This window comes from Acinetobacter tibetensis, from assembly GCF_023824315.1.
GTDB classification, from domain to species: Bacteria; Pseudomonadota; Gammaproteobacteria; order Pseudomonadales; family Moraxellaceae; genus Acinetobacter; species Acinetobacter tibetensis.
The window spans coordinates 2,962,757-2,988,741 of the sequence record NZ_CP098732.1 but is presented as its reverse complement, the minus strand read 5'-3'; the positions used below and the strand labels follow the sequence as shown (position 1 = coordinate 2,988,741).

27 protein-coding genes are annotated in these 25,985 nt (G+C 41.1%); 13 read left to right on the top strand and 14 right to left on the bottom strand.

The window, feature by feature from the left end:
- Positions 1-50: 50 nt before the first annotated feature.
- Both lnt and M5E07_RS14395 read right to left on the bottom strand, forming a co-directional pair.
- Positions 51-1,610: an apolipoprotein N-acyltransferase gene (gene lnt / locus M5E07_RS14400; RefSeq protein ID WP_252220264.1), complete on the bottom strand. Its 1,560-nt coding sequence runs from the start codon at positions 1,608-1,610 to the stop codon at positions 51-53.
- Positions 1,607-2,446, bottom strand: coding sequence for a CorC family transporter (locus tag M5E07_RS14395; protein WP_116758736.1), 840 nt, complete (start codon positions 2,444-2,446; stop codon positions 1,607-1,609). Before M5E07_RS14395 ends, lnt begins: the two co-directional genes overlap by 4 nt.
- 237 nt (positions 2,447-2,683) lie before the next feature.
- Here M5E07_RS14395 and tusA point away from each other — a divergent pair, with 237 nt between their 5' ends.
- Positions 2,684-2,941, top strand: coding sequence for a sulfurtransferase TusA (gene tusA / locus M5E07_RS14390; protein WP_016168359.1), 258 nt, complete (start codon positions 2,684-2,686; stop codon positions 2,939-2,941).
- 81 nt (positions 2,942-3,022) lie between these two features.
- Positions 3,023-3,550: a hypothetical protein gene (locus M5E07_RS14385; protein ID WP_252220261.1), complete on the top strand. Its 528-nt coding sequence runs from the start codon at positions 3,023-3,025 to the stop codon at positions 3,548-3,550.
- Between the two features lie 158 nt (positions 3,551-3,708).
- Here M5E07_RS14385 and M5E07_RS14380 read toward each other — a convergent pair whose 3' ends face one another.
- Positions 3,709-5,421, bottom strand: a complete 1,713-nt coding sequence (locus M5E07_RS14380; RefSeq protein WP_252220258.1) for an electron transfer flavoprotein-ubiquinone oxidoreductase — start codon at positions 5,419-5,421, stop codon at positions 3,709-3,711.
- Between the two features lie 188 nt (positions 5,422-5,609).
- Between M5E07_RS14380 and M5E07_RS14375 the strand changes: the two genes are divergently transcribed.
- The 5 genes from M5E07_RS14375 to M5E07_RS14355 all read left to right on the top strand — a co-directional run bounded on the left by M5E07_RS14375 (position 5,610) and on the right by M5E07_RS14355 (position 10,021).
- The gene (locus M5E07_RS14375; RefSeq protein WP_116758733.1) at positions 5,610-6,221 is read left to right on the top strand and encodes a DUF1285 domain-containing protein; all 612 of its coding nucleotides are present in this window, start codon (positions 5,610-5,612) and stop codon (positions 6,219-6,221) included.
- A gap of 46 nt (positions 6,222-6,267) precedes the next feature.
- Positions 6,268-7,143, top strand: a complete 876-nt coding sequence (gene murI / locus M5E07_RS14370) for a glutamate racemase (RefSeq protein ID WP_116758732.1) — start codon at positions 6,268-6,270, stop codon at positions 7,141-7,143.
- A 109-nt stretch (positions 7,144-7,252) separates the two neighbouring features.
- Positions 7,253-8,266: a DUF4062 domain-containing protein gene (locus M5E07_RS14365; protein ID WP_116758731.1), complete on the top strand. Its 1,014-nt coding sequence runs from the start codon at positions 7,253-7,255 to the stop codon at positions 8,264-8,266.
- Between the two features lie 81 nt (positions 8,267-8,347).
- On the top strand, positions 8,348-9,361 hold the full coding sequence (hemH, locus tag M5E07_RS14360) for a ferrochelatase (RefSeq protein ID WP_252220254.1): 1,014 nt from the start codon (positions 8,348-8,350) through the stop codon (positions 9,359-9,361).
- A gap of 15 nt (positions 9,362-9,376) precedes the next feature.
- Positions 9,377-10,021 (top strand): MBL fold metallo-hydrolase, encoded by a 645-nt coding sequence (locus M5E07_RS14355; protein ID WP_252220252.1) that lies wholly within the window; start codon positions 9,377-9,379, stop codon positions 10,019-10,021.
- Between the two features lie 150 nt (positions 10,022-10,171).
- On the opposite strand, the gene M5E07_RS14350 is transcribed toward M5E07_RS14355, so the two are convergent.
- The 3 genes from M5E07_RS14350 to M5E07_RS14340 form a co-directional block, all read right to left on the bottom strand.
- A complete protein-coding gene (locus M5E07_RS14350; protein ID WP_116758728.1) occupies positions 10,172-10,354 on the bottom strand; it encodes a hypothetical protein in 183 nt (60 codons plus the stop codon).
- A 356-nt stretch (positions 10,355-10,710) separates the two neighbouring features.
- Positions 10,711-10,893: a hypothetical protein gene (locus M5E07_RS14345; protein WP_116758727.1), complete on the bottom strand. Its 183-nt coding sequence runs from the start codon at positions 10,891-10,893 to the stop codon at positions 10,711-10,713.
- A 162-nt stretch (positions 10,894-11,055) separates the two neighbouring features.
- A complete protein-coding gene (locus tag M5E07_RS14340) occupies positions 11,056-11,229 on the bottom strand; it encodes a DNA gyrase inhibitor YacG (RefSeq protein WP_116758726.1) in 174 nt (57 codons plus the stop codon).
- An 83-nt stretch (positions 11,230-11,312) separates the two neighbouring features.
- On the opposite strand from M5E07_RS14340, the gene M5E07_RS14335 reads away from it, so the two are divergent.
- The 3 genes from M5E07_RS14335 to M5E07_RS14325 all read left to right on the top strand — a co-directional run bounded on the left by M5E07_RS14335 (position 11,313) and on the right by M5E07_RS14325 (position 13,645).
- A complete protein-coding gene (locus tag M5E07_RS14335; protein WP_252223854.1) occupies positions 11,313-11,981 on the top strand; it encodes a tRNA (guanine-N(7)-)-methyltransferase in 669 nt (222 codons plus the stop codon).
- A 3-nt stretch (positions 11,982-11,984) separates the two neighbouring features.
- Complete coding sequence (locus M5E07_RS14330; protein ID WP_252220249.1) at positions 11,985-13,172, top strand: TIGR03862 family flavoprotein; 1,188 nt, start codon at positions 11,985-11,987, stop codon at positions 13,170-13,172.
- A 65-nt stretch (positions 13,173-13,237) separates the two neighbouring features.
- The gene (locus tag M5E07_RS14325; protein WP_252220246.1) at positions 13,238-13,645 is read left to right on the top strand and encodes a GFA family protein; all 408 of its coding nucleotides are present in this window, start codon (positions 13,238-13,240) and stop codon (positions 13,643-13,645) included.
- A 92-nt stretch (positions 13,646-13,737) separates the two neighbouring features.
- On the opposite strand, the gene M5E07_RS14320 is transcribed toward M5E07_RS14325, so the two are convergent.
- Both M5E07_RS14320 and M5E07_RS14315 read right to left on the bottom strand, forming a co-directional pair.
- Positions 13,738-14,289 (bottom strand): hypothetical protein, encoded by a 552-nt coding sequence (locus tag M5E07_RS14320; RefSeq protein ID WP_252220243.1) that lies wholly within the window; start codon positions 14,287-14,289, stop codon positions 13,738-13,740.
- Positions 14,290-14,310: 21 nt separating this feature from the next.
- Positions 14,311-15,087, bottom strand: a complete 777-nt coding sequence (locus tag M5E07_RS14315) for a class I SAM-dependent methyltransferase (protein WP_252220240.1) — start codon at positions 15,085-15,087, stop codon at positions 14,311-14,313.
- Between the two features lie 277 nt (positions 15,088-15,364).
- Between M5E07_RS14315 and M5E07_RS14310 the strand changes: the two genes are divergently transcribed.
- The 3 genes from M5E07_RS14310 (at position 15,365) to M5E07_RS14300 (ending at position 18,022) form a co-directional block, all read left to right on the top strand.
- A complete protein-coding gene (locus M5E07_RS14310; RefSeq protein ID WP_252220236.1) occupies positions 15,365-16,654 on the top strand; it encodes a hypothetical protein in 1,290 nt (429 codons plus the stop codon).
- Between the two features lie 118 nt (positions 16,655-16,772).
- Positions 16,773-16,970 (top strand): hypothetical protein, encoded by a 198-nt coding sequence (locus M5E07_RS14305; RefSeq protein WP_252220233.1) that lies wholly within the window; start codon positions 16,773-16,775, stop codon positions 16,968-16,970.
- Positions 16,971-17,068: 98 nt separating this feature from the next.
- The gene (locus M5E07_RS14300) at positions 17,069-18,022 is read left to right on the top strand and encodes a 2-hydroxyacid dehydrogenase (protein ID WP_116758720.1); all 954 of its coding nucleotides are present in this window, start codon (positions 17,069-17,071) and stop codon (positions 18,020-18,022) included.
- 57 nt (positions 18,023-18,079) lie between these two features.
- Here M5E07_RS14300 and M5E07_RS14295 read toward each other — a convergent pair whose 3' ends face one another.
- The 6 genes from M5E07_RS14295 to glyQ all read right to left on the bottom strand — a co-directional run bounded on the left by M5E07_RS14295 (position 18,080) and on the right by glyQ (position 25,766).
- On the bottom strand, positions 18,080-18,508 hold the full coding sequence (locus M5E07_RS14295; RefSeq protein WP_252220230.1) for a hypothetical protein: 429 nt from the start codon (positions 18,506-18,508) through the stop codon (positions 18,080-18,082).
- Positions 18,509-18,696: 188 nt separating this feature from the next.
- Positions 18,697-19,305 (bottom strand): hypothetical protein, encoded by a 609-nt coding sequence (locus M5E07_RS14290; protein ID WP_252220227.1) that lies wholly within the window; start codon positions 19,303-19,305, stop codon positions 18,697-18,699.
- Between the two features lie 308 nt (positions 19,306-19,613).
- A complete protein-coding gene (locus M5E07_RS14285; RefSeq protein WP_252220224.1) occupies positions 19,614-20,003 on the bottom strand; it encodes a hypothetical protein in 390 nt (129 codons plus the stop codon).
- A 201-nt stretch (positions 20,004-20,204) separates the two neighbouring features.
- Entirely contained in the window at positions 20,205-22,640 is a 2,436-nt protein-coding gene (locus M5E07_RS14280) for a P-loop NTPase fold protein (protein ID WP_252220221.1), read from the bottom strand.
- A 67-nt stretch (positions 22,641-22,707) separates the two neighbouring features.
- Entirely contained in the window at positions 22,708-24,777 is a 2,070-nt protein-coding gene (gene glyS, locus M5E07_RS14275; RefSeq protein WP_252220218.1) for a glycine--tRNA ligase subunit beta, read from the bottom strand.
- Entirely contained in the window at positions 24,777-25,766 is a 990-nt protein-coding gene (gene glyQ, locus M5E07_RS14270) for a glycine--tRNA ligase subunit alpha (protein ID WP_116758712.1), read from the bottom strand. The genes glyS and glyQ overlap by 1 nt, the downstream gene beginning before the upstream one ends.
- Between the last annotated feature and the right edge of the window lie 219 nt (positions 25,767-25,985).

The window sequence follows — 25,985 nt, the reverse complement described above, 5'->3', positions numbered from 1 at the left end:
GATTAAGCATCAGAATAAAAAAAGGGAGATTTCAAAATCTCCCTTTTTTATTAGCGTCTGCTTTTAAATGAAATATCAACTTTTCGTGGGCGGAAGAACCAACCCATAATCAAAAGTAGCGCTGAAAATCCGAGGATTGGCCAGTCACTTAGACGATTGTAGAGTGTCTGACCTTGCATTGCAGGTAAATCACCCCGTAGTACTGCTTTTTGATCAATCGGCGCTTGGCGCACAATATGCCCTTGATGATCAATAAAGGCAGTTACACCAGTATTGGTGGCACGAATAAACCAACGCCCATTCTCTTTGGCGCGCATTTGCACCATTTGTAAATGTTGCCAAGGGCCTGCCGTACCTGTAAACCACGCATCATTAGAAACGGTCACAAGGAAGTCACTGTTGCTGGCATTCCGTCGTGTTAGATTCGGATAAGCCACTTCATAGCAAATTGCAGCGGCTAAATTATGCTGTTTGATATGTAAGGGTTGCTGATCGGATGCACCACGTGAAAAACCACTCATAGTCGGGTCATTTTGTAAGGCGGGCAATACCCAACTCAGCATACCAGATAGGGGAATGTATTCACCAAAGGGCACCAGACGTTGTTTTTTATACAGTCCTTCGGATTGACTGCCCAAAGCCATGATGCTGTTATAGAACATTGGGGAGCCTTGTTGCTGAGATGCTTTTAAATCCCAATAAGGAATTCCTGTAACCCATCCCGTATCCGTTTTTTGCGCTTGAACTTTCATGGCATTTAAAAATGGCTGAATGTCGGTTTGGAACATTGGAATGGAAGATTCAGGCCAAACGATTAAATCACGTCCCCATTCACTACGACTGAGTTCAGCATAGATCATTAAGGTCTGGGTTTGGTATTCGGTCAGCCATTTTAAGTCTTGCGGAATATTGCCTTGAATCAGAGAAACTGAAAGTGGTTTTTCATTCTTAGGTTGAACAAACTGTAGTTGTGCAACCCCCCAAGCCCCGAGCAGTAAAATCAGCGAAGGAACCAACCAGAATAGACGTTTGTTGAGGATTTCCACAATCGCGCAGGCCAAGAGGATGACGACGAAAGACACCCCGAATACGCCAAACAGCGGGGCATAGCCATCGAGGAAGCGTTCGGTAAACGCATAGCCGACAAACAGCCATGGAAAGCCAGTAAAGACCCAGGTTTTCGCCCATTCAAAAAACACCCAAAGCGGAGCAAAGGTGAGTGGTGTTTCTGGGAAAAATCTGCGATATATCCAAGTTTGTAGTGCGGTGAAGAGTCCCATTGCCAGTGCCATAATGGCAATCATGAGCACACTGAGCACGGCACTGGTATCGCCGTAGACATGAATGGAGGTGTAGAGCCAAAAAGCACCAACAAACCACAGCCCAAAGCCATAACTCCAGCCAATGAAGAATGCGTGTTTGGCTGAACGTTGGCGCAAGCAGGCATAGAGTAAGGCAGGGGAAAGTAGGGCAATCCACCAGTAATAGTAAGGCGCCAATGCAAAACTCAACATGGCACCCGAACAAAGGGAAATAATCAAAGGGAAAATCATGGGGAGCTGTTTTTGTTGTTGTGAAGACGTTAACAGCGCATGAAAGTATGTTCTCATTTAAGGACAGCTCGAATCAGATGAATAGTACGTGCATCTGCTTCTACAATGGTAAATTCCCAATCGCCAATTTCAATCACTTGACCTTGTAAATCGCTCACTAAACCAATTTCTTGAAGCAACAAACCGCCCATAGTTTCTACTTCATCATCAGGAAAATCAGCATCTAAAAGATTGTTAAAGTGTTCGATTGGTGTAAGTGCCTGCACCAACCAAGTATTGGCAGTTTTGGGATCATCATCAGGGACAATATATTGAGCTTCTTCATCGACCATGTCGTGTTCATCTTCAATTTCACCGACAATCTCTTCCAGAATATCTTCAAGTGTGACCAAACCTGATGTGGTGCCATATTCATCAATCACCACAGCAATATGTGTCTGAGTGTTTTTTAGCATACGTAACACTTGGTCAGAGCGTGCACTTTCAGGGACAAAAAGTGGCTGACGCATGAGCACCCGAATATCGACTTTGCTGGCTTTTTCGGTCAAGAAAGGCAGTAAATCTTTCGCCAACAAAATGCCGACCACATTATCAGGTTGATCGGACGAAAACACAGGAAAGCGTGAGTGCGCTGATTCAATCAAGACATGCAAAATATCGAGTAATTCATCATCTTCTTGCAGGCTAATCATCGCTGTGCGCGGTGTCATGACTTCGCGGATTTTAGTCGCAGGAAGATCGAATACACCTTCAAGCATCGCAACCGTATCAGGCTCTAAAAAACGACGTGAATCTTGTACGAGTTTGAGCAATTCGTCGCGAGTTTCTGGTGCAGTTCCTAACCACTTTCTTAAGCCACGCATGCCCCACGACGGGCTGGATTCATCGTGCATGATCTTTCCTAAAGACTCTAGATATGAAAAAAATTATTTTCATCATACCTTAGAAAATGCAGATGTCTATGCAAAAAGTACTGCAAAATATGAATGTTATCGTCATCTTTTACTGAACTAAATGGGTTGAAACTTTGAGTTAATGGTTTGCTTGCTAAACAGATAAGCGGGGAGGTGTTGCTGTGTCATTTCGAGTTTATGTTAGAATGGCGCTGAAAATTTATGAAGAGTGTCTAGATGTCTGAATCCTCTGTTACCCCGACCCTGCAATTAAATACCCGTGGATTACGTTGCCCTGAACCTGTGATGATGTTGCATCAAGCCATTCGTAAATCTAAATCTGGGGATGTGGTAGAGGTATTTGCAACAGACAATTCGACCTCGTGGGATATTCCTAAATTTTGTATGCATTTGGGACATGAGTTGTTGTTGCAAGAAGAACGCTTAGACGAAAATGGCAATAAAGAATTTCATTATTTGGTGAAAAAAGGCTAAGACTTAAGCGTTAGAATCTTAAGATTGAGCCTAATAATATGAGTTTAAAACAATAAATACAGCTCATTTTAGGACATAAAAATGAAAAGTATATTTCGATGCTTAGGGTTTGCTATTTTTGCCTTATCGGGCTCAATCGTGTGGGCAAAACCCTGTGAAATTCCTGTACAAACCATGAATGTCGCAGGTTTAAAGGTTGGGCAGAGTATCAGTGAGTTTCAAAAGCTTCACCCTACCGTGAAACCTGTGGTTTTAGGGGGAAATAATTACCAGTTAGCGTTTGCCGATGGTGCTGATCTACAAATCAAAAAGGCAGGCGTGAGTTGGGGTCAGCATATTCATTATGATCCAGATACTGAAGTCATCACTTCATTCAGTTTAAGTTTTCTGGATGGCCCCATGGCGAGTTATGAGACGGATTTGGATCTTTTTAAAAGCAGAATTCTCAAAAAAATTAAAGTTGCCCAAAAAGGCTGGGTACAAAAAAAGAATAAATATATCTATCAATGTGATGATTACCGGATTGAAATTCATCAGGACTATGGCGCTGAACATACAGCGATTGGGCCTACAGTTATGGTGTTGAGTCAAAAATCGGATATGTTTTAATAAAAAATCCCCTCACAGAGAGGGGATTTTTTTATGGATTAGACATTACATATTTGGATAGTTCGGACCACCACCGCCTGAGGCAGGAAGAACAAAGCAGCGCTTTGTCCTGCCGCAAGTGCAAAAGCTATGCTTTTGCAGTGAAGGTGGATTAGACATTACATATTCGGATAGTTTGGACCACCGCCACCTTCTGGCGTTACCCAAGTGATGTTCTGTGATGGATCCTTAATGTCACAGGTCTTACAGTGAACACAGTTCGCCGCGTTAATTTGGAAACGTTTTGAACCATCATCATTTTCCATGATTTCATACACACCCGCAGGGCAGTAGCGCTGAGCAGGCTCATCCCATTTTGGTAAGTTCACGTTCACGGGAATCGATGCATCGGTCAGTTTCAAATGCGCAGGCTGGTTTTCTTCATGAACCGTGTTTGAAACGAAGACTGAAGACAAACGGTCAAAGGTTAATTTGCCATCTGGTTTTGGATAGTTTGGCTTGAAGGTTGCCGCATCTACAGTTTTTAGTGCGCTGAAATCAGGGGCTAAGTCATGTAGCGTAAACGGTACTTTAAATACGTTTTGGTCGATAAAGTTAAAAGCACCACCCATCCACTGACCAAACTTGTGCATCGCAGGGCCAAAGTTACGGGTGTTATATAACTCTTCTTTTAACCAAGAATTATTATATTTTTCAGTATATGAAGTTAATTCTTTAGTGAATAAATCTTCGCCTTCAGTAACGCGGGCAATCGCAAGATCACCGCCTTTTTCTACACCGGCAGCAATCGCTTCAAATACAGCTTCGCCACACAACATGCCTGATTTCATGGCAGTGTGCGAACCTTTGATTTTTGCCATATTCAGGAAGCCAGCATCATCACCAATTAAGCAACCGCCTGGGAAAGTCAATTTAGGCAATGAGTTGAAACCGCCTTTCACTACTGCACGTGCGCCGTAAGAAATACGCTTACCGCCTTCTAAATGCTGTTTAATCAGTGGATGCGTTTTCCAGCGCTGCATTTCCATAAATGGATACATGTGTGGATTTTCATAAGATAGATCAATAATCATACCCAAGCTAACTTGGTTATTTTCAATATGATATAAGAACCAACCACCAGAAGAACCTGTTTCAGCCAATGGCCAGCCTGCACCGTGCATGACTAAGCCTTCTTTATGTTTTGCTGGGTCAATTTCCCAAAGCTCTTTAATGCCGATACCGTAGTGTTGCGGGTCTGCATCTTTATCTAGATCAAATTTGGCAATCAGACGCTTACCTAGGTGACCACGGCAACCTTCAGCAAAGAGGGTGTATTTAGCGTGAAGCTCATAGCCTGGGGTAAAGTTATGGGTTGGTTCGCCATCTTTACCAATCCCCATGTCACCAGTTTGAATACCTTTTACAGTACCGTCTTCGTGGTAAAGTACTTCAGATGCAGCAAAACCTGGGAAAATAGAAACTTCTAATTCTTCGGCTTTTTGACCTAACCAACGAACGACATTGCCGAGTGAAACCGCATAATTGCCTTCATTGTGCAAGGTTTTAGGAACCATCCAGTGAGGCATTTTCTGAGATTTGGTATCAGATAATAAGAAATAAGTTTCATCTCCCGTGACAGGAACATTTAAAGGCGCACCTTCTTCTTTCCAGTTTGGGAATAATTCATTAATCGCACGTGGTTCTAGTACAGCACCCGAAAGAATATGCGCACCGACTTCGGAGCCCTTTTCTACCACACAAACGGATAAATCAGATAAGTTGTTTTCAATCGCAAGTTGACGAATTTTGATCGCAGCAGAAAGACCTGCAGGGCCTGCGCCTACGATAACGACGTCAAACTCCATCGATTCACGTTCGATGTGTTCCATGTAGGACTCCTCATATTACTTAAAGGTGGCAACTGTATGACTCTTTACAGTGCTGCCATGAGTGTTCTTAAATAGTCGGCACAAATGGATTATCATGCCTTTATATATTGTGGGCTAGTATAGTTTTAAACCGTGGTCTAGCCAATTGGCTGAATCATAATATTTTTACGTCATGTAGGCATTAATTCATGGTAAATCAAACTAATTCCAATAATCCGATGAATAATACAGCGAAAAATGATGATAAAAACATAATGAGTATTGCACAATACTTAAAAAGTGCACAGAGCGGTCACAAAAGGTCAATTCCTCCTATGGAGCAATGGCAGCCAAAGCATTGTGGCAAAATGGATTTGAAGGTTTTGGCCAACGGAGAATGGTGGCACGAAGGTCAATTGATTAAGCGCCAGCCCTTATTAGACTTGTTTTCAAGCGTGCTTTGGAAAGAACAGGGTCGGTTTTATTTAAGGACACCAGTAGAGCAAATTGAAATCGAGGTTGAAGATGAACCTTTGTTCGTCAATCAAGTTGACTCTACGGTCATTGCAGACAAAAAATATATTCAATTCACCACAACCAATGCCGATCTGATTATTGTGGATGCTGAACATTCCATTTTTATGCGTGAATTTGCGGGCGAGTTACGTCCTTATGTACATGTGCGCTTTGGGATAAATGCCTTAATTCAGCGTTCCGCTTTTTTTCATCTCATCGAAATGGGAGAGTTGGTTGAAAATCAGCAAGGCGATACCATTTTAAGCCTACAAAGTGGCGATTTTCACTTGCAATTGGGCACCTGAGGTTTAAGCTTTATTCATTCTGATCTTTCATCGTAAATAGTGTGTTATGACAGCCATTCATCCGATTTACCCCTTAGTTGATCCCATGCCAAAAGCGCAATCTGATGCACCCATTGGAATTTTTGATTCAGGTATTGGCGGGTTATCGGTAGCACAGGAAATTGCACACTATTTGCCGAATGAGCGCATTGTCTATTTTGCAGATACCGCGAATGTACCTTATGGTCCACGTGAGGATCAGGAGATTCGTGAACTGACGGCCCGCGCCATTGAGTGGTTGTATCGACAAGGCTGTAAAGTTGCTGTGGTCGCGTGTAATACCGCTTCGGCTTTTAGTCTGGATTATTTACGTGAACATTATGGGGAAGATTTCCCAATTATTGGTTTGGTTCCTGCATTGAAGCCTGCGGTTCTGCAAAGTCAAAGTAAAACCGTTGCGGTTCTGGCAACACCCGCCACATTCCGTGGCAAATTAATCCAAGATGTGATGCAGCGTTTTGCTATTCCCTCTCAGGTGAATGTTTTGGCAGTGACGTGTTTGGAACTAGTTCCTTTTGTTGAAAGTGGTCAGCAAATGAGTCCTGCTTGTTTAATGACCTTAGAACGTATTTTACAGCCTGTAGTCGATCAGGGAGCGGACTATTTGGTACTGGGATGTACCCATTATCCGTTCTTGAAACCTGCAATTGAGTCAATTTTTGGGCAAAAAATGACATTAATTGACTCAGGTTATGCCGTTGCACGTCAAACTTCCCGTATTTTGTTAAAAAATGAGTTATTATTTGAACAAAGACGGAAAGATGGTTTACCGCGGATAGCATGTTATGTCAGTGGAAATAATGCCAAGCATTTAGAATCGATTGTGCAACATCTCATTCCACCTGATTTGAGTTGGAGCATCGCCAATATTGTCATGAAATAAATGCAGAACAATAATCCGTCTTAAAACTTGAGTATCAATATTAAAAATTGGGGTTGTCATACTGTAAGACTTTGATTGCGGTATACAAAAGAAAAGGTGAGGATAACCAATGATCGATAAGCGTTATCAGGTATTTATTTCGACTTCTGGGGCGGATATGCAGCCAGAGCGCATGATTTTGTCTCAAACCTTAGTGGGCATGGGTTTTTTTTCTTGGGGATTAGAACAAAGAACACCATTAAGCACCGCTTTTGCACGCCGTCAGATTGATGATTGTGATTATGTGATTATGCTGTTGGGCAGCCAATATGGTGAACAATCGGTTTCTGGTGTGGGTTATATGCATCTGGAATATATCTATGCCATGACCAAGCAAAAGCCAGTTATTGTGTTTATGCATGAAGAGCCTGCCTCTCGTGACCCTGCCTTACATGACCAGAAACCAGAGCTGAAAGAAAAATTTAACGAGTTTCGGAAATTGTTGCAGCAAGAAGTTGATCAGGTTTTTACCTACCGAACCTTGCGTGACTTAGAAATGGCTGTGCGTTTAAATATGACACAAATGTTGGAGCGTTATCCAACTACGGGGTGGGTGCGACCTCAAAATGCACAAAAGTTACATGATGAAATTGATCGCCTTAAAGCCAAAATTAGTCAGCTAGAACGAGATCTAGGTACACGTGAAATCGACCCATTTTTAACCTTGCCGAAAGTGGCAATGAATGAAGCCTTTAGTTTTGAATATCGTGTACATGCTTATCAGGATGGTAATTTTAAAGAACTGAAGATTCAGAAGACCTTAACATGGGCGCAACTTTTGGCGGTATTGGGCAGTACTTTTTTAAATCCAACACCTGAAGAATATTTTTCTAAACGCATGAATGAATATTTAAATGAAATTGGATTGGCCGATGCGCGAATTGAAATGCCTCGTGCACATGCAGTTGCCCGCTCACAAATCAATATTCGTGCATTACATAATATTAAAATACAGATGCGTCAAAACGAATGGATTAGTCCTGCTGGGCGAGATGACCGACAACGCATGTTATGGAAACTAACTCAGAAAGGGCATCATTTATTAGAAAGTCATTTACTTTCGGATAATCGTGTTTCTCTATAGAAATAATTGTATTTATTCGTATTTCATTTCATAGAAAAGTTGTTAAAGTGAGTGGGTTAAATTGGAAATAAAGGTCAACTCATGCCTGCGGAAAAAGCAAAAATCACCGTTATTTTAGCCAATTTAGGCACGCCCGATGCACCCACTGCACCAGCAGTCAGAAAGTTTTTAAAACAGTTTCTTTCTGATCAACGTGTGATTGAAATTCCAAAGCCGTTATGGCAAATCATTTTACGGTTATTTATTTTACCGTTTCGTCCGAAACGTGTTGCACATGCCTATGCCAGTATTTGGTCTGTAGACTCGCCCATGCGTGAAATTTTATTGGCGCAGGTGGCGCAAGTGCGAGCAATTTTAACTGAGAAATATCCAGAATTTGAGTTAAACGTGGTTCCAGCCATGAGCTATGGTCAACCTGGAATGGCAACGGTGCTTGAGCAAATAACCCAAAATCCGCAAGACCATATTATTTTATTGCCACTTTTTCCACAATATTCAGCGACTTCAACTGCACCTTTATACGATTTATTAGCGCAGTGGATGCAAAAGCAACGTAATTTGCCCGGTCTTTCAATTGTCCGCGATTATTATCAGCACCCTTTATATATCCAGTCTTTAGCCCAAAGTGTCAAAGACTACTGGGCGGAACATGGTCGGGCAGAAAAGCTGCTGATGTCTTTTCATGGGATTCCACAGCCTTATGCCGACAAGGGAGATCCTTATGCCGACCGTTGCCGTAAAACAGCACAATTATTGGCTCAGGCTCTGGATTTAACCGATGAACAATGGGCAATCAGTTTCCAGTCACGTTTTGGTAAGCAAGAGTGGGTTAAGCCTTATACGGATCAGTTGTTGCAAGATTGGGCAGCTCAAGGAGTCAAGTCGGTGCAGATTATGAGCCCTGCATTTTCTGCCGATTGTCTAGAAACTTTAGAAGAACTCGCCATTGAGAATGCTGAATTATTTTTATCATTGGGTGGTGAGCAATATGCGTATATTCCTGCCTTGAATGCACGTGAAGACCATCTGCAATTGCTCTTGCGCTTATTGCAAGCTAATCTTGATGGTTTAAAACAAACATTAGCATCTGCCTAAGAGAGACCAGAGACTATGCTTCAAGTGAAAATTGTACCTGTAACTGCATTTCAGCAGAACTGTTCTATTGTTTGGGATTCTGAAAGCAAAGAAGCAGTACTGATTGATGCTGGCGGTGAACCAGAAAAATTAAAGGCTGAAGTAGAAGCACTGGGTTTGACAGTAAAAGCCCTCTGGTTGACACATGGGCATTTAGATCATGCGGGTGCAGTGGGTACTTTAAGCCGCATTTGGAATATCCCTGTGATTGGTCCACACAAGGAAGATCAATTTTGGTTAGATATGCTCCAAGAAGTCTCCGAGCGGTATGGTTTTCCAATTCCAGAGAAAGTTGAAGTGACACAGTGGCTTGACGGTGGCGAAATGTTGCACTTGGGCGAGCAAAGCTTTGAAGTGCGTTTTGCACCCGGTCATACGCCAGGGCATGTGATGTTCTATAACGCAGACTATGGTTTGCTGTGGACTGGAGATGTGTTGTTTAAAGGTTCGATTGGGCGTACTGATTTCCCACGTGGGAATCATCAACAGTTAATCGACTCGATTCAGCGCGAATGTTTTAGCCTACCCGATGAAACGCAATTTATTTCTGGGCATGGACCACTGAGCACAATTGGTTTTGAAAAACAGCATAATCCTTTTGTGGCAGGTAAGGCGGGTTAATTTCCTGCACAGGGCATGAATGAATGGCTCACCACAGAGAGAATAAACGTAAAATGCAATGTTATTGAAGGGTGTATAGATTCAATGATATTGATAAAAAATGGGAGGTATTCACTCCCATTTTTTATGTGGTAATCAAATTGAAGAGTATTAGCTTCTAAAAGGATCTGTTTTGTGTTGTTTTTTCTCGAGACCAAGTAGAAGGGTCGCAATTGCCAATAGAATGCCTACGCCCATGATCATCATGTCATGAGTGAATAGGCTTAGCGTTACTGCACATAAAGTTAAAACGACAAGGAGATAGAAAAAAAACTTTAAAGCCAATTCTTTCATGGGGGAGATTCCACAATTTTCCAAAAATGCAACAAACTTAACAAATTGTTACTTGATGCGTAAAATTTTATGAATTATAGGGGAGTTTTTAGGAAAATCTAGATAAATCTTAAAAATATGATAACTGTGTTGTGTTTGCAGGAATAACTTTGAGATAGTTGGAGGAATACTTCTTCAATTTAGCATGGTCTTTGCTGAATTAAGTGACTCGACCAATCGAATGGAAGCATCATCCTGTTGAGATGCGGAAGATTGACTTAAATTTTTTAAAAATCAAATATACAGCCTAATTTTTTGATTGAACACTAGGCTGTAATCGTGAATAAAACCATCAGTGAGCGATTAACTGGGAAGTGCTATTTACGGAAGGGGTTGGCAGAAAATTGTTTACTCTCTAAACCTAATAAAACGGCTGCAATTGCCAGTAAAATACCAATCCCCACAAACATAAGATCTTGTGCGTAAATTGCGAGAATAAAGCTACACAATGTAAAGACAATAGAAAGGTAGAAGAATATTTTTAAGGTTAATTCTTTCATGGGAAATTCTCAAAATAAAACACAGCACAATACAAAAGCAAAGAATAGAATGATTCTCATTATTCATATTATGGTGCCCAAAAGGCACCTGTGCAAATAATAATCATGTATAAAATAATTAATGATTTGTATGTCGTTTTGATGAATTGTAAAAATAAAAGGCTATTCTTCTGAATTTCCTGCCTGAGGTGCATCTTCGGTGGGTAATTTATAGTCATCGTTTGCCCAAGCACCTAAATCAATCAGCTTGCAACGCTCAGAGCAAAATGGTCGATAAGGATTGCCTTCCCAAGTCGAAGGTTTGCCACAACGTGGGCAAGCAAAGGTCTTTGGCATAATAGACTCCAGTGAAATAGATGGGAAGATTTGGTCAAAACTTTGTGCAGTGTTAGACTGGCGCAGATTTTCTTTAGTTTGATCTGATTATGCCGATTCGTCAATTTCAAGCACAGCATATGCATGCTCCGCGTGATTTTATCATGATTGATTCAGCGCCGATTTGTGTGGAAATTGGTGCAGGTAAAGGTAAGCATGCTTTGTTGTTTACTCGTGAGCATCCAGACAGCAAGCTGATTGCCATAGAACGAACACGCGAAAAGTTTGTGGCGATGCAAAAACAGCATCAATTAGAAGGGCAAACAAATTTACAAACTGTGCATGCCGATGCTTTGCCGTGGATTGTGCATGCTTTGGCACCGCAGCAAGTTCAGCAATTTTTCATTTTATACCCGAATCCAGAGCCACATAATCCTGCACAGCGCTGGCTGAATATGCCATTTTTCGAATTTCTGTTGTCCCGACTACAAGTCGGTGGTCAGATTACCCTAGCCAGTAATATTCCAGAATACATTGCAGAAGCAGAACAACAACTACAAGAGGTTTGGAAGCTACCTTATGTAAAAGAGGTGATTGCTTCTGATTCAGCACGCACCCATTTTGAGATTAAGTATCTGGAGCGTGGAGAATTATGTCAGCAATTACTGATTCAAAAACCCGAGCATTACAGCACGCGCTTTGATGATTTTCAGGCATTGGCAGGGGTAAATATGCCTAAATTGAATTCTGCCGATGCACAAAGTGATGCCTAAGTCATGAAAAAGCGGATTGCGATTATCGGTGCAGGTCCTGCGGGTTTAATGGCCGCTGAGATGTTAAGCCAGTGGGATTATGATGTGCATGTATATGAACAGAAACCGTCTGCTGCGCGCAAGTTTTTAATGGCAGGGAAGACAGGGCTGAACATTTCACATGCTGAACCGTTTGAGCAATTTATTCAGCGTTATGATCGGGCAGATTGGCTTTCCGATTGGATCCGCCGTTGGGATGCGACATGGATTCAAAACTGGATGCAGGGCTTGGGTATTGAATCTTATGTAGGATCGTCAGGGCGTATTTTCCCCGTCGAGATGAAAGCTGCACCATTACTCCGCGCGTGGCTCAAACGCTTAACCGAGCAGGGCATACAATTTCATTATCGACATTCGTGCTTAGGGATTCAGTCCAATACGTTAAAAATTCAAGATTTAGCTCAGCAACGCGAATTTAGTGAAGACTTTGATGCCATTGTACTGGCATGTGGTGCAGTTTCTTGGCCGCAATTGGGCAGTGATGGTCAGTGGCAACAATGGCTAGCAGTAGATCAATTAAATCCATTTCAAGCCAGTAACGCTGGTGTTGAACGGGAATGGTCTACCTTTATGCAAGCGGTATTTGGGCAACCGCTAAAGCGAGTTGTGGCTTGGGTGAATGTTGCGGAAAAGAGTCAGGGCGATATTGTGATCACCCATTATGGCTTGGAAAGTGGCTTGATTTATAAACTGGGCAGAGCTTTAAGACAGCAGTCAGAAATGCAGTTGATGCTCGATTTGTTGCCTGAATTAAGCAATGCACAGTTGGTGCAGAAATTACAACCCAGTAAAAAACAGTCTTTAAGTAATGTCTGGCGTAAAGCTGGTTTAGATGCAGCAAAAGCCAGTTTAGTACGTGAGTTGGTGCCAAAAGCAGATTGGCATGACCCTGAAAAATTAGCACAGCAGATTAAGCAGTTGCGAATTGAATTAAAAGGTTTTCGTCCAATCGAAGAAGCTATTAGTTGTGCTGGTGGCGTGAAACGCGAAGCTTTAACGGCTCATTTGCAGTTGCAGCAACAGCCACAGATTTTTTGTTGTGGTGAAATGCTAGATTGGGATGCACCCACAGGGGGCTATCTCTTAACCGCCTGTTTTGCAACAGGACGTGCCGCAGGTGAAGGAGTGCATGAATATCTGGCTTCACATTAAAAAGTGATATAAAGCCAAAGATAGACATGCTAATTTAAAACTCTTTCATTCACAGGGCTGAACTGATGTCACAACATTGTTATGCGGGAAGCTGTTTATGTGGTGCAATTCGTTATGAAGTGCGTGGTGAAATTGGCGATATTGTGCAGTGTCACTGCCAACGTTGCCGTAAAGCCAATGGCACAGCCTTTGCCACCAATGCACCGATTAAGAAAACAGATTTTAAAATTGTGCAAGGTGAACAATTCCTCAAAGCTTACCAGTCGACTGAAACCACGCAGCGTTGCTTTTGCAGTGAGTGCGGTTCGCCGATTATGAGTATTAAAGCGGATACACCAGAGTACTATCGGTTACGCCTTGGAACTTTAGATACGACATTAACGCAAAAACCGACCATGCATATTTTTGTTGACTCCAAAGCAGAGTGGGACAGCATTCAGGATGAATTGCCACAATACAGTGAACGTCCTTAAATTTATTGCACTGCTATAAAAAACCAGATGGCAACAAGATTGCATCTGGTTTTTGAGTTTAAAGCGTTCACTTTCTAGGTGGTGAATCTGTGTTAAGACTTACTTTTCTCAGCAGGTTCATATTGTGCTTCCCAATGATCCAGTTGTTCTTGCGCATGTAGGAATTCACCCAAGCCTTTAATATTGTCGGGTGTTGAGTTGGGAATATCTTGCGAAGTCTTACTATTTTGATTTAATAACTTGGCTTGGTTTTCCCAATATTGTGCCATCAGCCCTTGAATATATCGGCCTTGTTCAGTTTTTAAATCCAGATCTTTGAGCATGGTTAATGCCGATTGAATATTGTCTTGTTTGCGATTACGAGCAAATTCATCGGTGAGGCTGCCGTTGTCACGCATTTTAATGAGCTCATCTTCCATAGCATCACTCATTTCACTAAAACGACGGTCATAGTCGACCAGAAGTTTAATGTCATGTTGATCATTCGCAGTTTTAGGAAACTCCTTAATGGGTGAAGATTCCAGTTCTTGCATCATCCGATCTTGAGAGGGATCAGGTACATCATTTTCATTGTTTTTGCTGCATGCGGTGAATAGCAGAGTGCTACAGAGCAGTGGGAGCAAATAAGCCTTAAAGTGCTTCATTTCAGTTATCCTAAAGAATATTTATGTTGTTTTCTTAAAATTATAAGCGTAAGTGACATAAGGGAAGGCAATTTCATCCTGTGCTGCTTTGCCCGTGTAATCGGCAACAATTTGTTCAAACTGGGCTTTCAGTTGGTATTGTTGGCTTTTGGGTAAAGCTGCAATAAAACTGGTCGAGAGGAGCCGTCCAGACACGACGTCTTCGACACGTCCAATGTGAAGTTGCTGAAAGGTTTTGATCTGATCCAGTTTGAATAAAAATTGCTGTTCAAAGGCTTGTTGCCATTGTCCGCTATGAAATCGTGGTGTATCACCTTCGAGCGGTTCGAGCACATCTGCCAATGCTTTGACCCAATCCACCTGAATATCTCGTTGATTCCAGACCAAACCCAGTTGTCCATGGGGTTTTAAGATTTGATGGATTTCATTCAGGCTTTCAATCGTGGCAAACCAGTGGAAAGATTGGGCACAAATGACGGCATCAATACTTTCCGATGCAATGGATAACTGATCACTGCTGGCTTGGAGGGTCGCAATCTGTGGATAGGCTTGCTGTAATTGTGCCAGCATTTCCGCAATGGGTTCAACGGCAATAATATGGGATGTCACCTGTTGCAGATAAGGGAGGAATTTTCCTGTACCCGAACCCAAATCGACCACCTTCGACTGCGCTGTCAGATGGAGTTGTTGTTTTAACCACATCACAATTTCTTGTGGATAATTTGGACGGACTTGTTGATAAAGTTCAGCGGCAGAACTGAAACCTTGCTGTGCGGCAGGATGAAGTGATTGTGTCATATTTTGCGCTTTTTTATCTGCTGTGCATCTATAAAATAACATAGTCCTTTCCGAGTGATCTTAGCAAGCGTTGGCGGGACTTGTTTTTCTAATACATACATCTGTTGCAGCATACGTTAAAATGTTGCCACGGATTTGTGACGCCGTAGATTTATTTTGTTGTTGATTGTGATGCAGATGAGATCGACACATTCTCCTACATAGACAGCGTAATAAGTAGCTGGTCTATGAATTTTATTGATACAAAAAATTAGGGCCGATTTGTTTCGGTGTGGACATGGATAAACACATTATTTTTGAAGACGAACAAATTCGCGCTATTTTTTTAAAAGGTTCGTCTGACGAGTTAGTTTTTTCTTTTGGTGACTTAATTACTCGTGCCAAAGGACTTGCAATCAATGCGGAAAAATCATTAGCCAAATTTGAGTTTAATGTGATTGGCATTATGCCCAAAGAAAAATCATGGTTTCCTGCGGAGTCCATGCACAACTTGCTCAAAGCCATTGAAGATGTAATTGCCCCCTTTCAAAAACGCATTGGTTATGGCGGTTCAATGGGGGGCTATGCCGCGATTAAATATTCAAAATTGTTGGGTTTAAGCCGTGTGGTGTCTTTGGTTCCCCAGTTTTCGATTGACCCAGAGGTGGTTGAAGATAGCCGCTATAACATGTTTTACCATGCAGAACTCAATGCGAATATGCAGGTGCAAACGCAGGACATTGCGGCGGACTGTGAATATATTGTGGTTTATGACCCTTACTGTGCCGAAGACCGGGCGCATTTTGTTGAATTAGAACAGGTTATTCCAGACATTAAAGTGCTGAACTTGCCCTTTACAGGACATGATGCCATTGCGGTGTTGGCAAGTTCTGAGCTGCTTAAAGACTTTTTAACGCGCGAATTTGACGGTGTCTATTTCTATCAAAAAATTCGTCAGGTGAAAAAAGGCAGCAAGTTTTATTACCGTAAAGTGATTGAAACCCTATTGCCGCATCATCGTCGTTCACTGGGGAAAATTCTCAGAAACAATGACATGCAGTTGGATAGTCAGTTTTTTGATGCCAAACTGAAACAAAGCATTATTCGTCAGTTACTCAGTAACCGTCAGGTCAGTGAACAAGATCTGTTGAAATTGGGCATTCAGGTGAATTTGCCACAGGAAAGTAACAGTCAGTTGTTGGACAGTTTTGGGCATGGTCTGGTGTTTAACGTGATTACCCAGAAAATTGAAAGTTATGCGCAAAATGCGATTAACCTCAACCATAAATTCCTGATTCCGATTTTTGCCAAAGGCACGGGACTAGTACAGATTAGCCTGAACGATGAACGCTATGTGATTGCCATGAATGACCGTCATGTAATGAAACTGTTCAAAGAACAGGATGAATTGTCTGCTGGGATGCACCCGTTGGTGTTAAAAAAATATAGCGACTATTACTTGCTCAGCTATAAGCAATTTAATCTCAGCAGTGATGAATATGGTGGCAATGACTTTATTGAGGATACGCCTGAAACCGCCAAGTTCATGACGCAACCCGAAGAATCGGAAGACGTAGAACAAGCCTAAAAATTAGGTGAATCTTATTTGATTTGGATGGCTTGATTTTTAACTGAATTGGTTTAAGATCGAAAGAGTGGATAAAAAATATCCACTCTTTTTTATTTTTCACTTAAGGTCAGGTTGTATGAATAGGATATTTATACCTGCTGTACTTTTGTCTATCACACTGATTTTTAGTTTGATTTATCTCATTCATCAAGGTTTTGATTTGGCAGTAATCATCTTTGCTGGTAGCGTGCTGGTGGTGTTGATGCTCGCGAGTTATGTTTATCAGCAAATTCGACTTTCTGTGCGTGAGTGTATAAAAGATTCTACAAAATAGTGGATTTTTCTTTTTACGGTGTATGTCTTGAACCGAAACCTGCTTTGGCTTTTAATAAGCTGCACATGAGTCATGGAAAATAACAGCAGGAGCAAGGGATGAGGGCAGTATTTTTAGATGTGGAATCTTTAGATCAGCATGATTTGGATCTGAGACCCTTAACTGCCGCTTTTGATGAGCTGATTTTATATCCTGCAACATCAACCGATCAGGTACTACAACGCGTGCAAGATGCACAGGTCATTATCACCAATAAAGTACAGATTTCTGCACAAGTGATGCAGCAATGCCCACAGTTAAAACTGATTTTAATCTCTGCCACGGGCACCAATAATGTCGACTTAGCTCAAGCCAAAGCACAGGGCATTGTGGTGTGTAACTGTCAGGGATATGGCACTTCGGCGGTGGCACAACACACTTTGGCTTTGATGTTGGCATTGGCAACTTCACTGCTGAAATATGACCATGCGGTGAAGCAAGGCGTATGGAATAGCTCAAAACAGTTCTGTTTACTGGACTTTCCGATTGTGGAACTTGCGGGTAAAACCTTGGGCATTGTGGGTTATGGTGAGCTAGGGCAGGCCGTGGCCAAACTGGCGCAAGCCTTTGATATGCGAGTCTTGATTGCTACTTTACCTGATCGCCCACAACGTGAAGGTCGTTTGCCTTTGTCTGAATTATTGCCACAGGTGGATTTTCTCACACTGCATTGCCCACTGACCGATTCTACCCGTAACTTAATCAGTACGGATGAATTTGAATTGATGAAAGCCAGCGCCTTTCTGATTAATTGCGCGCGCGGGGGTATTGTCGATGAAGCCGCTTTGGCACAGGCTTTGCGTGAAGGGCGTATTGCAGGTGCTGCGACCGATGTATTAACAGTAGAGCCACCGAAAGATGGCAATGTGCTATTGGCAGCAGATATTCCAAATTTAATTATCACTCCGCACAGTGCGTGGGGCAGTGTTGATGCACGACAGCGTATTGTGCAGCAGATGGTGGAAAATGTGACTGCCTTTCAGCAAGGACAACCAATTCGCCAAGTTGCCTGACTAAAAATGAAAAAAGCGCAGTCTGTCGGCTGCGCTTTTTTATTTTTTAAAATAGTTTTAGTTCAGTTGTCCATTCTGAGCAGGGGAAGTGCTGGATTGACTCAGTGGGTGCGATTCGATGGGAGCAGGCGGGCTATTAGGATCACCTAAAACACTGGCTTTGGCTTCATTCCATTTTTTATTGACTGTAGCGGCGGCTTTCTGTGAGTTTTCTTTGGCGATTTCAGTCTGCTCCTCACTATAGATTTTGGTTTCCTGCCAAGTGCCAGCGACTTTCGGTCTGACTTTGGCAATGCCTTTTTGTGTCGTCCGATCCACAGCATTGGCAGCATCCTGGGCGGTATCTAAGGTTTTTTGCCCCAGCACTTCAAAAATATTTGGATTATCTCCATAGCCTTTTTTCTTGCCACTTTCTGCAGCATGGGCAGATAGAGTCATAGCCACGAACACCGTACTGGAAATTAAGGCGGCTTTTATCAATTGCATGCACTTTGTCCTCTATTGCTCTGCACTATGTTGCAGAAAACATGTTGTAGGCTGGCATGTTTTGCATAGTGTCATGATCGAATGGATACCTCATATTCTGCTGTATCCCATCGGACGTCAAGAATTTTCATTGAATGCCCAAGTACTGCTTGGTTTAAAAATGTGTCTACACCAATGGATTGGTAGCATTATTGTGCTGTGTTCACTGCCGTTTGTGATGAAACCCCAACCTGAGTTTTGGTAATAGGGGTATGCACGCCCACCTGTGCGTTCACATCTGCCTGTGCAGTTGTACTGAGTGCAGTTTTGGTTTTGTTCCAAGTGTGTTGAGTGGTTGCTTTACCTTGCTGCATTTTTTGCCCCAAATAGGCTTGGGTTCTTTCGGCTTTTTCCACACTGTAGTCTTTGGCTTTGGTTGCAGTTTGACCTGCATTTTTCATTTGTTCTGCGCTGAACTGTTTAGTGTTGCTCCATACTGCTTTACTGGTAGATTTAGTTTTTTGAGCACCATTTTCAATGCCTTGACCGACGCGTTCGGATGCTGTGCTGAGTCCCTGTCCAACTTGGGTAGAAGTATGTTGAACGCCATGTCCAACATTTTCTGTTGCTGTGCTTAAACCATTGCCGACTTTCTTGGCAGAAGTCGTTACACCTTCATGAATGTTGTGTAATACACCGTGAGTATTGCTTTGTGCTTCGGCAGAGGCATTGACCTGTCCATTGACTGCGACATTGGCAAAGACTGAAGCAGAAGCAAAAAATGCGGTACTCATGAATGCTGTTTTTATCATGTTCATGTTGGATTTTCCTCTATCATTGCACCCGTTATTGGGAGGGGATGTGTGAGGCATCATAAACAGATTCAATATGCATTTTGGCGTTTGAGATGAAACTTACACAGTTCAGTACAACAGCTTAACACTCGCTACAAGATTGTAGAGATACATGCTTGCTAGAGGGTGTTGATGTATCTAAATGCTGCCATTTGTTGATATCGGCAAACTTATGTAAGTGCAGGGATATTGTAGGAAATGAATTTATAGTTTTGAATTTTAAATATTTTTTAAAGGCTTTGCATCATATGGATGCAAAGCCTCTGTGTTGCTTAGTTACATTGCGCAACAGCATCTTTGGCGAAGTTTTTACGTAATTTAATGAAATTTTGCTGTACTTGGGCATTGTTCAGGTCGAAATTGCTGGCTTGACTGGTACCATCTTTCTCGAATGTTGCTGTACTACCTGTAATGAGGGTATTGCCTCTAAAAGACCATTGTTCAATGACTTTGCCTGCTTCTAAATTCCCTGTAAATTCGATGACGCATTTGTCAATAAATTTGGTGAGTTTGGCTTTATTGTCAGTTGTGTCTGGATATACATCTAGGTTTTGAACTTCTTGTAGTACACCTGTTTCCAGTTGTGGAATTTTAGGAGATGAAGTACATGCTGTGAGTGCTGCGCAAGTGAAGCCCGTAAGTAAAAGTGTTTTTAATTTCATATTAACGTTCTTTTTTGTTGAGTGTTGTTAGCTTGAGTATAGGGAAATGAAAGTAAAAATCCTATAGGTTTTAAGCAGACTTTATATCCTGCGCAGGCTTCCAAGTCTGATAGCCCTGATCTGCACAAACTGTTTTGCTAAAGATTTGTTAGGTTCATAATGTATTTATCTAGAATAGAAGTGGAATATTAATTTATAAAGTTAGCCATAGTTTTGTGTGGCACGAGTAATTGCCCTTTCACAATTTGCATATAAATCTTTCTGGGCTTCTTCCAAAGGATTTGTAAGCCAAATAGTTTCCAAATTTCTAATTTTAGCTTGCTCAAGAAGTGGAGAATATAATTTTTGCATATAAGTATAAAAAGTTTGAACTCTTTCTATACGAATTTTTAACCTTTTAACAATATTACTTCTTTCATATGAAACTTGCTCACTCAGTTGTTTTAAATTGTGCCATATTTCATTATCACTAATAAATGTATCCATTAAAATATTTTCAATAAATGCTAAATCTCCTAATAGAACTTTTATGACATGTCCGCCTAATCGGCTAGGATAAAAACTGCTCTGCATATCTGCTATTTTATGTGACTTTGTATGGATAAATCTTTTTTCACATAAATCTTTGAGTACTTGTAAAACAATATTTTCCTTAAAACCAATTTCTGCTAAAGCATTTTTTATATCTTCTGCCGTAATAAATACTGAGCTATTTAGTGAGTACTGTCTCACTAAACCTGCAAGAATAAATAATCTTAATAGTTCTGAATTATTTTGATTTAATTTAGAATCTAGGGGGTTTCCAATTACAGAATAACTTTCATCATATACAGATCTATTTCCTAATAAAATTGAACGAAATGCTTCATGTGGCGGCAATTTATAGGGTTTTCCTGTTTGATGGAAGTTAATGGCTTTGGCTGGATCGGTGTATCCATTTGCTAAAAACTCACGGGTCATTCTAAGTGCTAAGCGTACGTCATGGTTAGCGAGTACATCAATTCTATTTCCAATTTCTGTTCCTAAAACGGAACTTTTAGTTAGACTTATAAAATCTGCTAGATTGTTAACATCAAATTTTGCACCATTTAACGATGTAAACGAACATTTTTTCCCTTGTAATAATTGTTCTGCTAGGGTAAATCTTTTTGAGATAACTGAAGAAATCTCGGGTGGTTCAATTAAAATTGGGTCAAAGTCAAAAGCATCGAAAGTTGGTGAATTTCTATGATTGATATACGTGGATTCACGCATTGCTATAATAAGATTTATATTTAATTTTCCAGCAAAGGCAATTGAGTTAGAAAATATTGTAGATTGAACTTCTTCCGATTCAAATTGGTCTACATTATCAATCACTACAAAAACAGGAGATTTTGATGAGTAAAACTTTAACAGTTTATCAATGTATGGTTTTTTATTTTGGTAATCATTGTAAATTTTCTCAGCAATTTTTTTCTGAATTTCTTCTTTCGAACCAAAAAGAGCTAGCGGCCCTTTTTTTAACGCTTCAATTTCTTGATGATATGCTTTTAATATCACCTTTTCATTATCATTAAATGGATAATTTTCATCGGTAATTATTTCAAATATATTATTATAAATAAAATCTAATGAATTTTCTTGAGCAGAATAATTTCTGAAATCAATTTTTATCCACTGGGGGTTATATTCATGACCTCCTGAAAAAAAAGATTGGCTTGCAACTTTATATGTATATTCCAAAAAAGTACTTTTACCTGATCCAACACTACCAAGAAGAAGTATTGCAAGAGGTCTATTCAATTGAGATGTGCCTTCAATTTTTTTATTAAAGAGCTTTGACTCTTTAGGTCTTAATGGTCTAATAATATTTTTAGAAAAAATTGCTTCCTTTTTTTGTAAATGCATTTGAATTTTTTGATCAAATTTTTGTCGATCACTATTACTTACATAACATTTTTCCAAAAGTTCAGCATCAGTAGTAATTAAAGAATCTGAGAATGCTAGAGTTATTTCACTTTCGATAAATGGATAAACGGGATTCAGATTTGAAGAAGTACCCTTGAAGAATTTATTTAGTCTTCTATCTTCGATTTGATCGATCGTTCTTCCAAGTAACTCAATTTTTAGATTTTCTTCAAGAAAACCTTTACGAGATACTAAACTTTTAAAGTATTCATTTCGATTGATAAGGACATCTTCAATACTATCGAAGATAATAGCTGTAGATTCTTCAAAACTAACGCCATCGGTACGACATGCAGGAAAAATTATCCATTGATCACCATTTGTTACCATTGCAAACGGAATTGATTTTTGTCTGCAATAGTCCCTAGCTTGAATAATAGCTGAACCTACGTCTTCTTTTACAAAAGCTTTATTTAATCTAGGTTGAGCAGATTGAGGTAACTTAAAACCTATGTTAATTCTCTTAGCTTCAACTAATAAGGAGTAATTCGCATTACTAATAATGTAATCTGCATATTTAGTACTACCATCCTCTTGAATTTTTTCTTCATAAGCTATGTCCCTAGAACTCCAGCCCAAGACCTCCTCTAAAATAAGATCTATAACTTTTTTTCTAGTCTCTGCTTCATTTGCATTTGTCGTTCTTAGATATTTTACATTTTCAATTATTTCATTCGAGTAAGACATAAATTTTTCATTATAAAAAAACCCACTAATTTATAGCGGGTTTTTGTTTGAAATTCAATTATTGAGCTTAATGCTGCAACACTGAAATATCTGCAACACTGGTAAACAAGCCACGTAGCTGAGCCAATAAACGTAAACGGTTTGCTTTCAGGTCAGCATCATCAGCCATCACCATTACGCCATCAAAGAAGGCATCAATTGGTGCACGAAGGGTAGCTAATTTAGAAAGTGCTTCGGTGTAGTCTTTCGCAGCCAATAATGGCTCAACCATTGGGGTAATGGCTTGAAGTTCAGCGAATAATGCTTTCTCTGCATCTTCAACCAATTTCGCTTCAACTACAGAACCTTCTGGTGCCGCTTCTTTTGCAAGAATGTTGGCAACACGTTTGTTTGCCGCAGCCAAAGCAGCAGCTTCAGGCAAGTTACGGAAGTGGTTGACCGCATTCACACGCTTGTCAAAATCAAGAGGAGATTTTGGCGACAACGCTTGAACGGCTTGAATCACGTCAACAGCAACACCTTGGTCTTCATATTTTGCACGGTAACGACCTTCTAGGAATGCAACAGCATCCGCCAAAGTCTTGTCGTGATCTTTCAATACATCGCCATAAGCCGCCAAAGCCAACTTGATGAGTTCTTCAATCGAAACATCAAGATTGTTTTCAGTCACTAAACGCAAAATACCAATCGCAGAACGACGTAAAGCAAACGGGTCTTTAGAACCTGTAGGCGCTTGACCAATACCAAAAATACCTGTGAGCGTGTCTAAACGGTCAGCAAGCGCAATCGTTGTACCTGTCTTGGTTTTCGGTAAAACATCACCCGCAAATTTCGGAAGATATTGTTCACCTAAAGCTTCAGCCACTTCGTCATTTTCGCCTTCAAGACGTGCGTAGTAAGTGCCCGCAATCCCTTGAAGTTCTGGGAATTCACCTACAAGTTCAGACGTTAAGTCACACTTTGCAAGCAGTGCTGCTTTTTCAGCATCGGCAACGGTTGCACCTGTAATTGGCGCAAGGGCTACAGCCAATTTGGCAATCCGTTCAGATTTGTTCCAAAGTGTACCCAATTGTGCTTGGAATACCATATTCGCCAGTTTTTCTTTACGAGACGCAAGCGGTTGCTTTTGATCTTGTAAGAAGAAGAATTCAGCATCTGACAAACGTGGACGTACCACTTTCTCATTACCTTCAATAATTTGAGACGGATCTTTAGACTCAATGTTTGAAACGGTAATGAAGTAAGGCTGGAGCTTGTTATCGCTATTGACCAAGCAGAAATACTTTTGGTTGTCCTGCATGGTAGTAATTAATGCTTCTTGAGGCACAGCAAGGAAACGTTCTTCAAAGCTGGCACGAAGTGCAACTGGCCATTCCACCAATGCGGTCACTTCGTCACGAAGATCCGCAGGCACAATCGCAATTGCATTGACTTCATCCGCAAGTGCTTTCACTTGTTGATCAATGATCGCTTGGCGTTCTTCAAAATTCGCCACAACTTTCGCAGCACGAAGTGCATCTAAATAAGCATCTGCATTGGCTAAAGTAATCGCTTCAGGCGCATGGAAACGATGACCATAAGTCACATTGCCTGCTTGGTGATCCTGAATGGTTGCATCAACAATATCGTTATCTTTAAGCAACACAACCCATTTTACAGGACGCACGAATTCAGTACGGCTTGCCGCAGAACGCATACGTTTTGCAATTGGAAGGTTGTCCAAAGCGGTTTGTAAAATTTGTGGCAGTAAAGCATCAAGGCTTTGACCTTTAACATCTTTCAAGAAGCAGACTTTTTCAACTTTACCTGCTTGGAAAGTAGAAACTTGATCCGCGGTAATGCCTTGACCACGCATAAAGCCTTCAAGTGCTTTGGTCGGCTTGCCTTCAGCATCATAAGCAGCTTGTACAGCAGGACCATCAAAACGTTTTTGCGTGTCTGCTTGCGCTGCATCTACATTGATAATTTTCAATGCCAAACGACGTGGCGCAGCATAGGCTTCGATAGAATCAAAAGCCAAGCCAGCATCTTTTAAGCCTTTTACGGTTTCAGCTTGTAAGGCATCACGTAAAGTTTTTAAGCTTTTTGGGGGAAGTTCTTCACAGCCAAGTTCAAATAAAACGGTATGTTTAGACATTATTTGTTCTCCGCTGATTTTTCTGCTTGAGCCGCTTCCGCTTCAACCTGAGCTTTAAGTTGAGCTAATACTTCATCACGTAAGTGTGGTTCTGCCATTGGGAAACCGAGTTTCGCACGAGCAGCCACATAGCTTTGTGCAATCGAACGTGCCAAAGTACGCACGCGTAAAATATAGCGTTGACGCTCAGTTACAGAAATCGCACCACGTGCATCGAGCAAGTTAAAGCTGTGTGATGCTTTAATCACTTGTTCGTAGGCAGGAAGTGGAAGTTCAGCTTCCATTAAGCGCGTAGCTTCCGCTTCATAGAAATCGAATAATTCAAACATTTTTTCAACGTTGGCATATTCAAAGTTATAAGTCGATTGTTCTACTTCATTTTGATGGAATACATCGCCATAGGTCACTGTACCAAATTGACCTTTGGTCCAAACAAGATCGTAAACCGAGTCTACACCTTGCAAGTACATGGCCAAACGTTCAAGACCATAAGTAATTTCACCTGTCACTGGGTAGCATTCAACTCCACCGACTTGTTGGAAGTAAGTAAACTGAGTTACTTCCATACCGTTGAGCCAAACTTCCCAACCCAAGCCCCAAGCACCCAGTGTTGGAGATTCCCAGTTGTCTTCGACAAAACGAATATCGTGAACCAGTGGGTCAATTCCGATGGCTTTAAGCGAGTCAAGGTAAAGCTGTTGGATGTTGTCTGGGTTTGGTTTTAACACCACTTGGAATTGGTAGTAGTGTTGCAAACGGTTTGGGTTTTCGCCATAACGCCCATCTTTTGGACGACGTGAAGGTTGTACATAAGCCGCGTTCCAAGTTTCTGGCCCTAAAGCGCGAAGGAAGGTTGCTGTGTGGAAAGTCCCAGCCCCCATTTCCATATCATAAGGTTGTAAGATCACACAACCTTGTTCAGCCCAGTAGTTTTGTAAGGCAAGAATTAAGCCTTGAAATGTATCAATATGCGATATGGCGCGACTCATGGTGCATCCATTAAAAATTAGAGAAAAATTGGCTCTAAGTATAAGGATTTTGCAGGGGAGTGGCAAAGGGTTCAGCTTGAATCATCAATTTAAAATTTGTGTATGTATTTGCTATGGCTTGAACACGGTTAGATAAGATGAACTGCTGAAATTCGAATCTTCAAATTCGAGTTTTAAAGCTTGAAGATCAATTGTGTAGATTAGGCGATCATCAAGCAT

Excerpts from the sequence above, each read along its gene's own strand:
- lnt (WP_252220264.1), bottom strand. The coding sequence starts at position 1,610 with ATGAGAACATACTTTCATGCGCTGTTAACGTCTTCACAACAACAAAAA.
- M5E07_RS14395 (WP_116758736.1), bottom strand. The coding sequence starts at position 2,446 with ATGCACGATGAATCCAGCCCGTCGTGGGGCATGCGTGGCTTAAGAAAG.
- tusA (WP_016168359.1), top strand. The coding sequence starts at position 2,684 with ATGTCTGAATCCTCTGTTACCCCGACCCTGCAATTAAATACCCGTGGA.
- M5E07_RS14385 (WP_252220261.1), top strand. The coding sequence starts at position 3,023 with ATGAAAAGTATATTTCGATGCTTAGGGTTTGCTATTTTTGCCTTATCG.
- M5E07_RS14380 (WP_252220258.1), bottom strand. The coding sequence starts at position 5,421 with ATGGAACACATCGAACGTGAATCGATGGAGTTTGACGTCGTTATCGTA.
- M5E07_RS14375 (WP_116758733.1), top strand. The coding sequence starts at position 5,610 with ATGGTAAATCAAACTAATTCCAATAATCCGATGAATAATACAGCGAAA.
- murI (WP_116758732.1), top strand. The coding sequence starts at position 6,268 with ATGACAGCCATTCATCCGATTTACCCCTTAGTTGATCCCATGCCAAAA.
- M5E07_RS14365 (WP_116758731.1), top strand. The coding sequence starts at position 7,253 with ATGATCGATAAGCGTTATCAGGTATTTATTTCGACTTCTGGGGCGGAT.
- hemH (WP_252220254.1), top strand. The coding sequence starts at position 8,348 with ATGCCTGCGGAAAAAGCAAAAATCACCGTTATTTTAGCCAATTTAGGC.
- M5E07_RS14355 (WP_252220252.1), top strand. The coding sequence starts at position 9,377 with ATGCTTCAAGTGAAAATTGTACCTGTAACTGCATTTCAGCAGAACTGT.
- M5E07_RS14350 (WP_116758728.1), bottom strand. The coding sequence starts at position 10,354 with ATGAAAGAATTGGCTTTAAAGTTTTTTTTCTATCTCCTTGTCGTTTTA.
- M5E07_RS14345 (WP_116758727.1), bottom strand. The coding sequence starts at position 10,893 with ATGAAAGAATTAACCTTAAAAATATTCTTCTACCTTTCTATTGTCTTT.
- M5E07_RS14340 (WP_116758726.1), bottom strand. The coding sequence starts at position 11,229 with ATGCCAAAGACCTTTGCTTGCCCACGTTGTGGCAAACCTTCGACTTGG.
- M5E07_RS14330 (WP_252220249.1), top strand. The coding sequence starts at position 11,985 with ATGAAAAAGCGGATTGCGATTATCGGTGCAGGTCCTGCGGGTTTAATG.
- M5E07_RS14325 (WP_252220246.1), top strand. The coding sequence starts at position 13,238 with ATGTCACAACATTGTTATGCGGGAAGCTGTTTATGTGGTGCAATTCGT.
- M5E07_RS14320 (WP_252220243.1), bottom strand. The coding sequence starts at position 14,289 with ATGAAGCACTTTAAGGCTTATTTGCTCCCACTGCTCTGTAGCACTCTG.
- M5E07_RS14315 (WP_252220240.1), bottom strand. The coding sequence starts at position 15,087 with ATGACACAATCACTTCATCCTGCCGCACAGCAAGGTTTCAGTTCTGCC.
- M5E07_RS14310 (WP_252220236.1), top strand. The coding sequence starts at position 15,365 with ATGGATAAACACATTATTTTTGAAGACGAACAAATTCGCGCTATTTTT.
- M5E07_RS14305 (WP_252220233.1), top strand. The coding sequence starts at position 16,773 with ATGAATAGGATATTTATACCTGCTGTACTTTTGTCTATCACACTGATT.
- M5E07_RS14300 (WP_116758720.1), top strand. The coding sequence starts at position 17,069 with ATGAGGGCAGTATTTTTAGATGTGGAATCTTTAGATCAGCATGATTTG.
- M5E07_RS14295 (WP_252220230.1), bottom strand. The coding sequence starts at position 18,508 with ATGCAATTGATAAAAGCCGCCTTAATTTCCAGTACGGTGTTCGTGGCT.
- M5E07_RS14290 (WP_252220227.1), bottom strand. The coding sequence starts at position 19,305 with ATGAACATGATAAAAACAGCATTCATGAGTACCGCATTTTTTGCTTCT.
- M5E07_RS14285 (WP_252220224.1), bottom strand. The coding sequence starts at position 20,003 with ATGAAATTAAAAACACTTTTACTTACGGGCTTCACTTGCGCAGCACTC.
- M5E07_RS14280 (WP_252220221.1), bottom strand. The coding sequence starts at position 22,640 with ATGTCTTACTCGAATGAAATAATTGAAAATGTAAAATATCTAAGAACG.
- glyS (WP_252220218.1), bottom strand. The coding sequence starts at position 24,777 with ATGTCTAAACATACCGTTTTATTTGAACTTGGCTGTGAAGAACTTCCC.
- glyQ (WP_116758712.1), bottom strand. The coding sequence starts at position 25,766 with ATGAGTCGCGCCATATCGCATATTGATACATTTCAAGGCTTAATTCTT.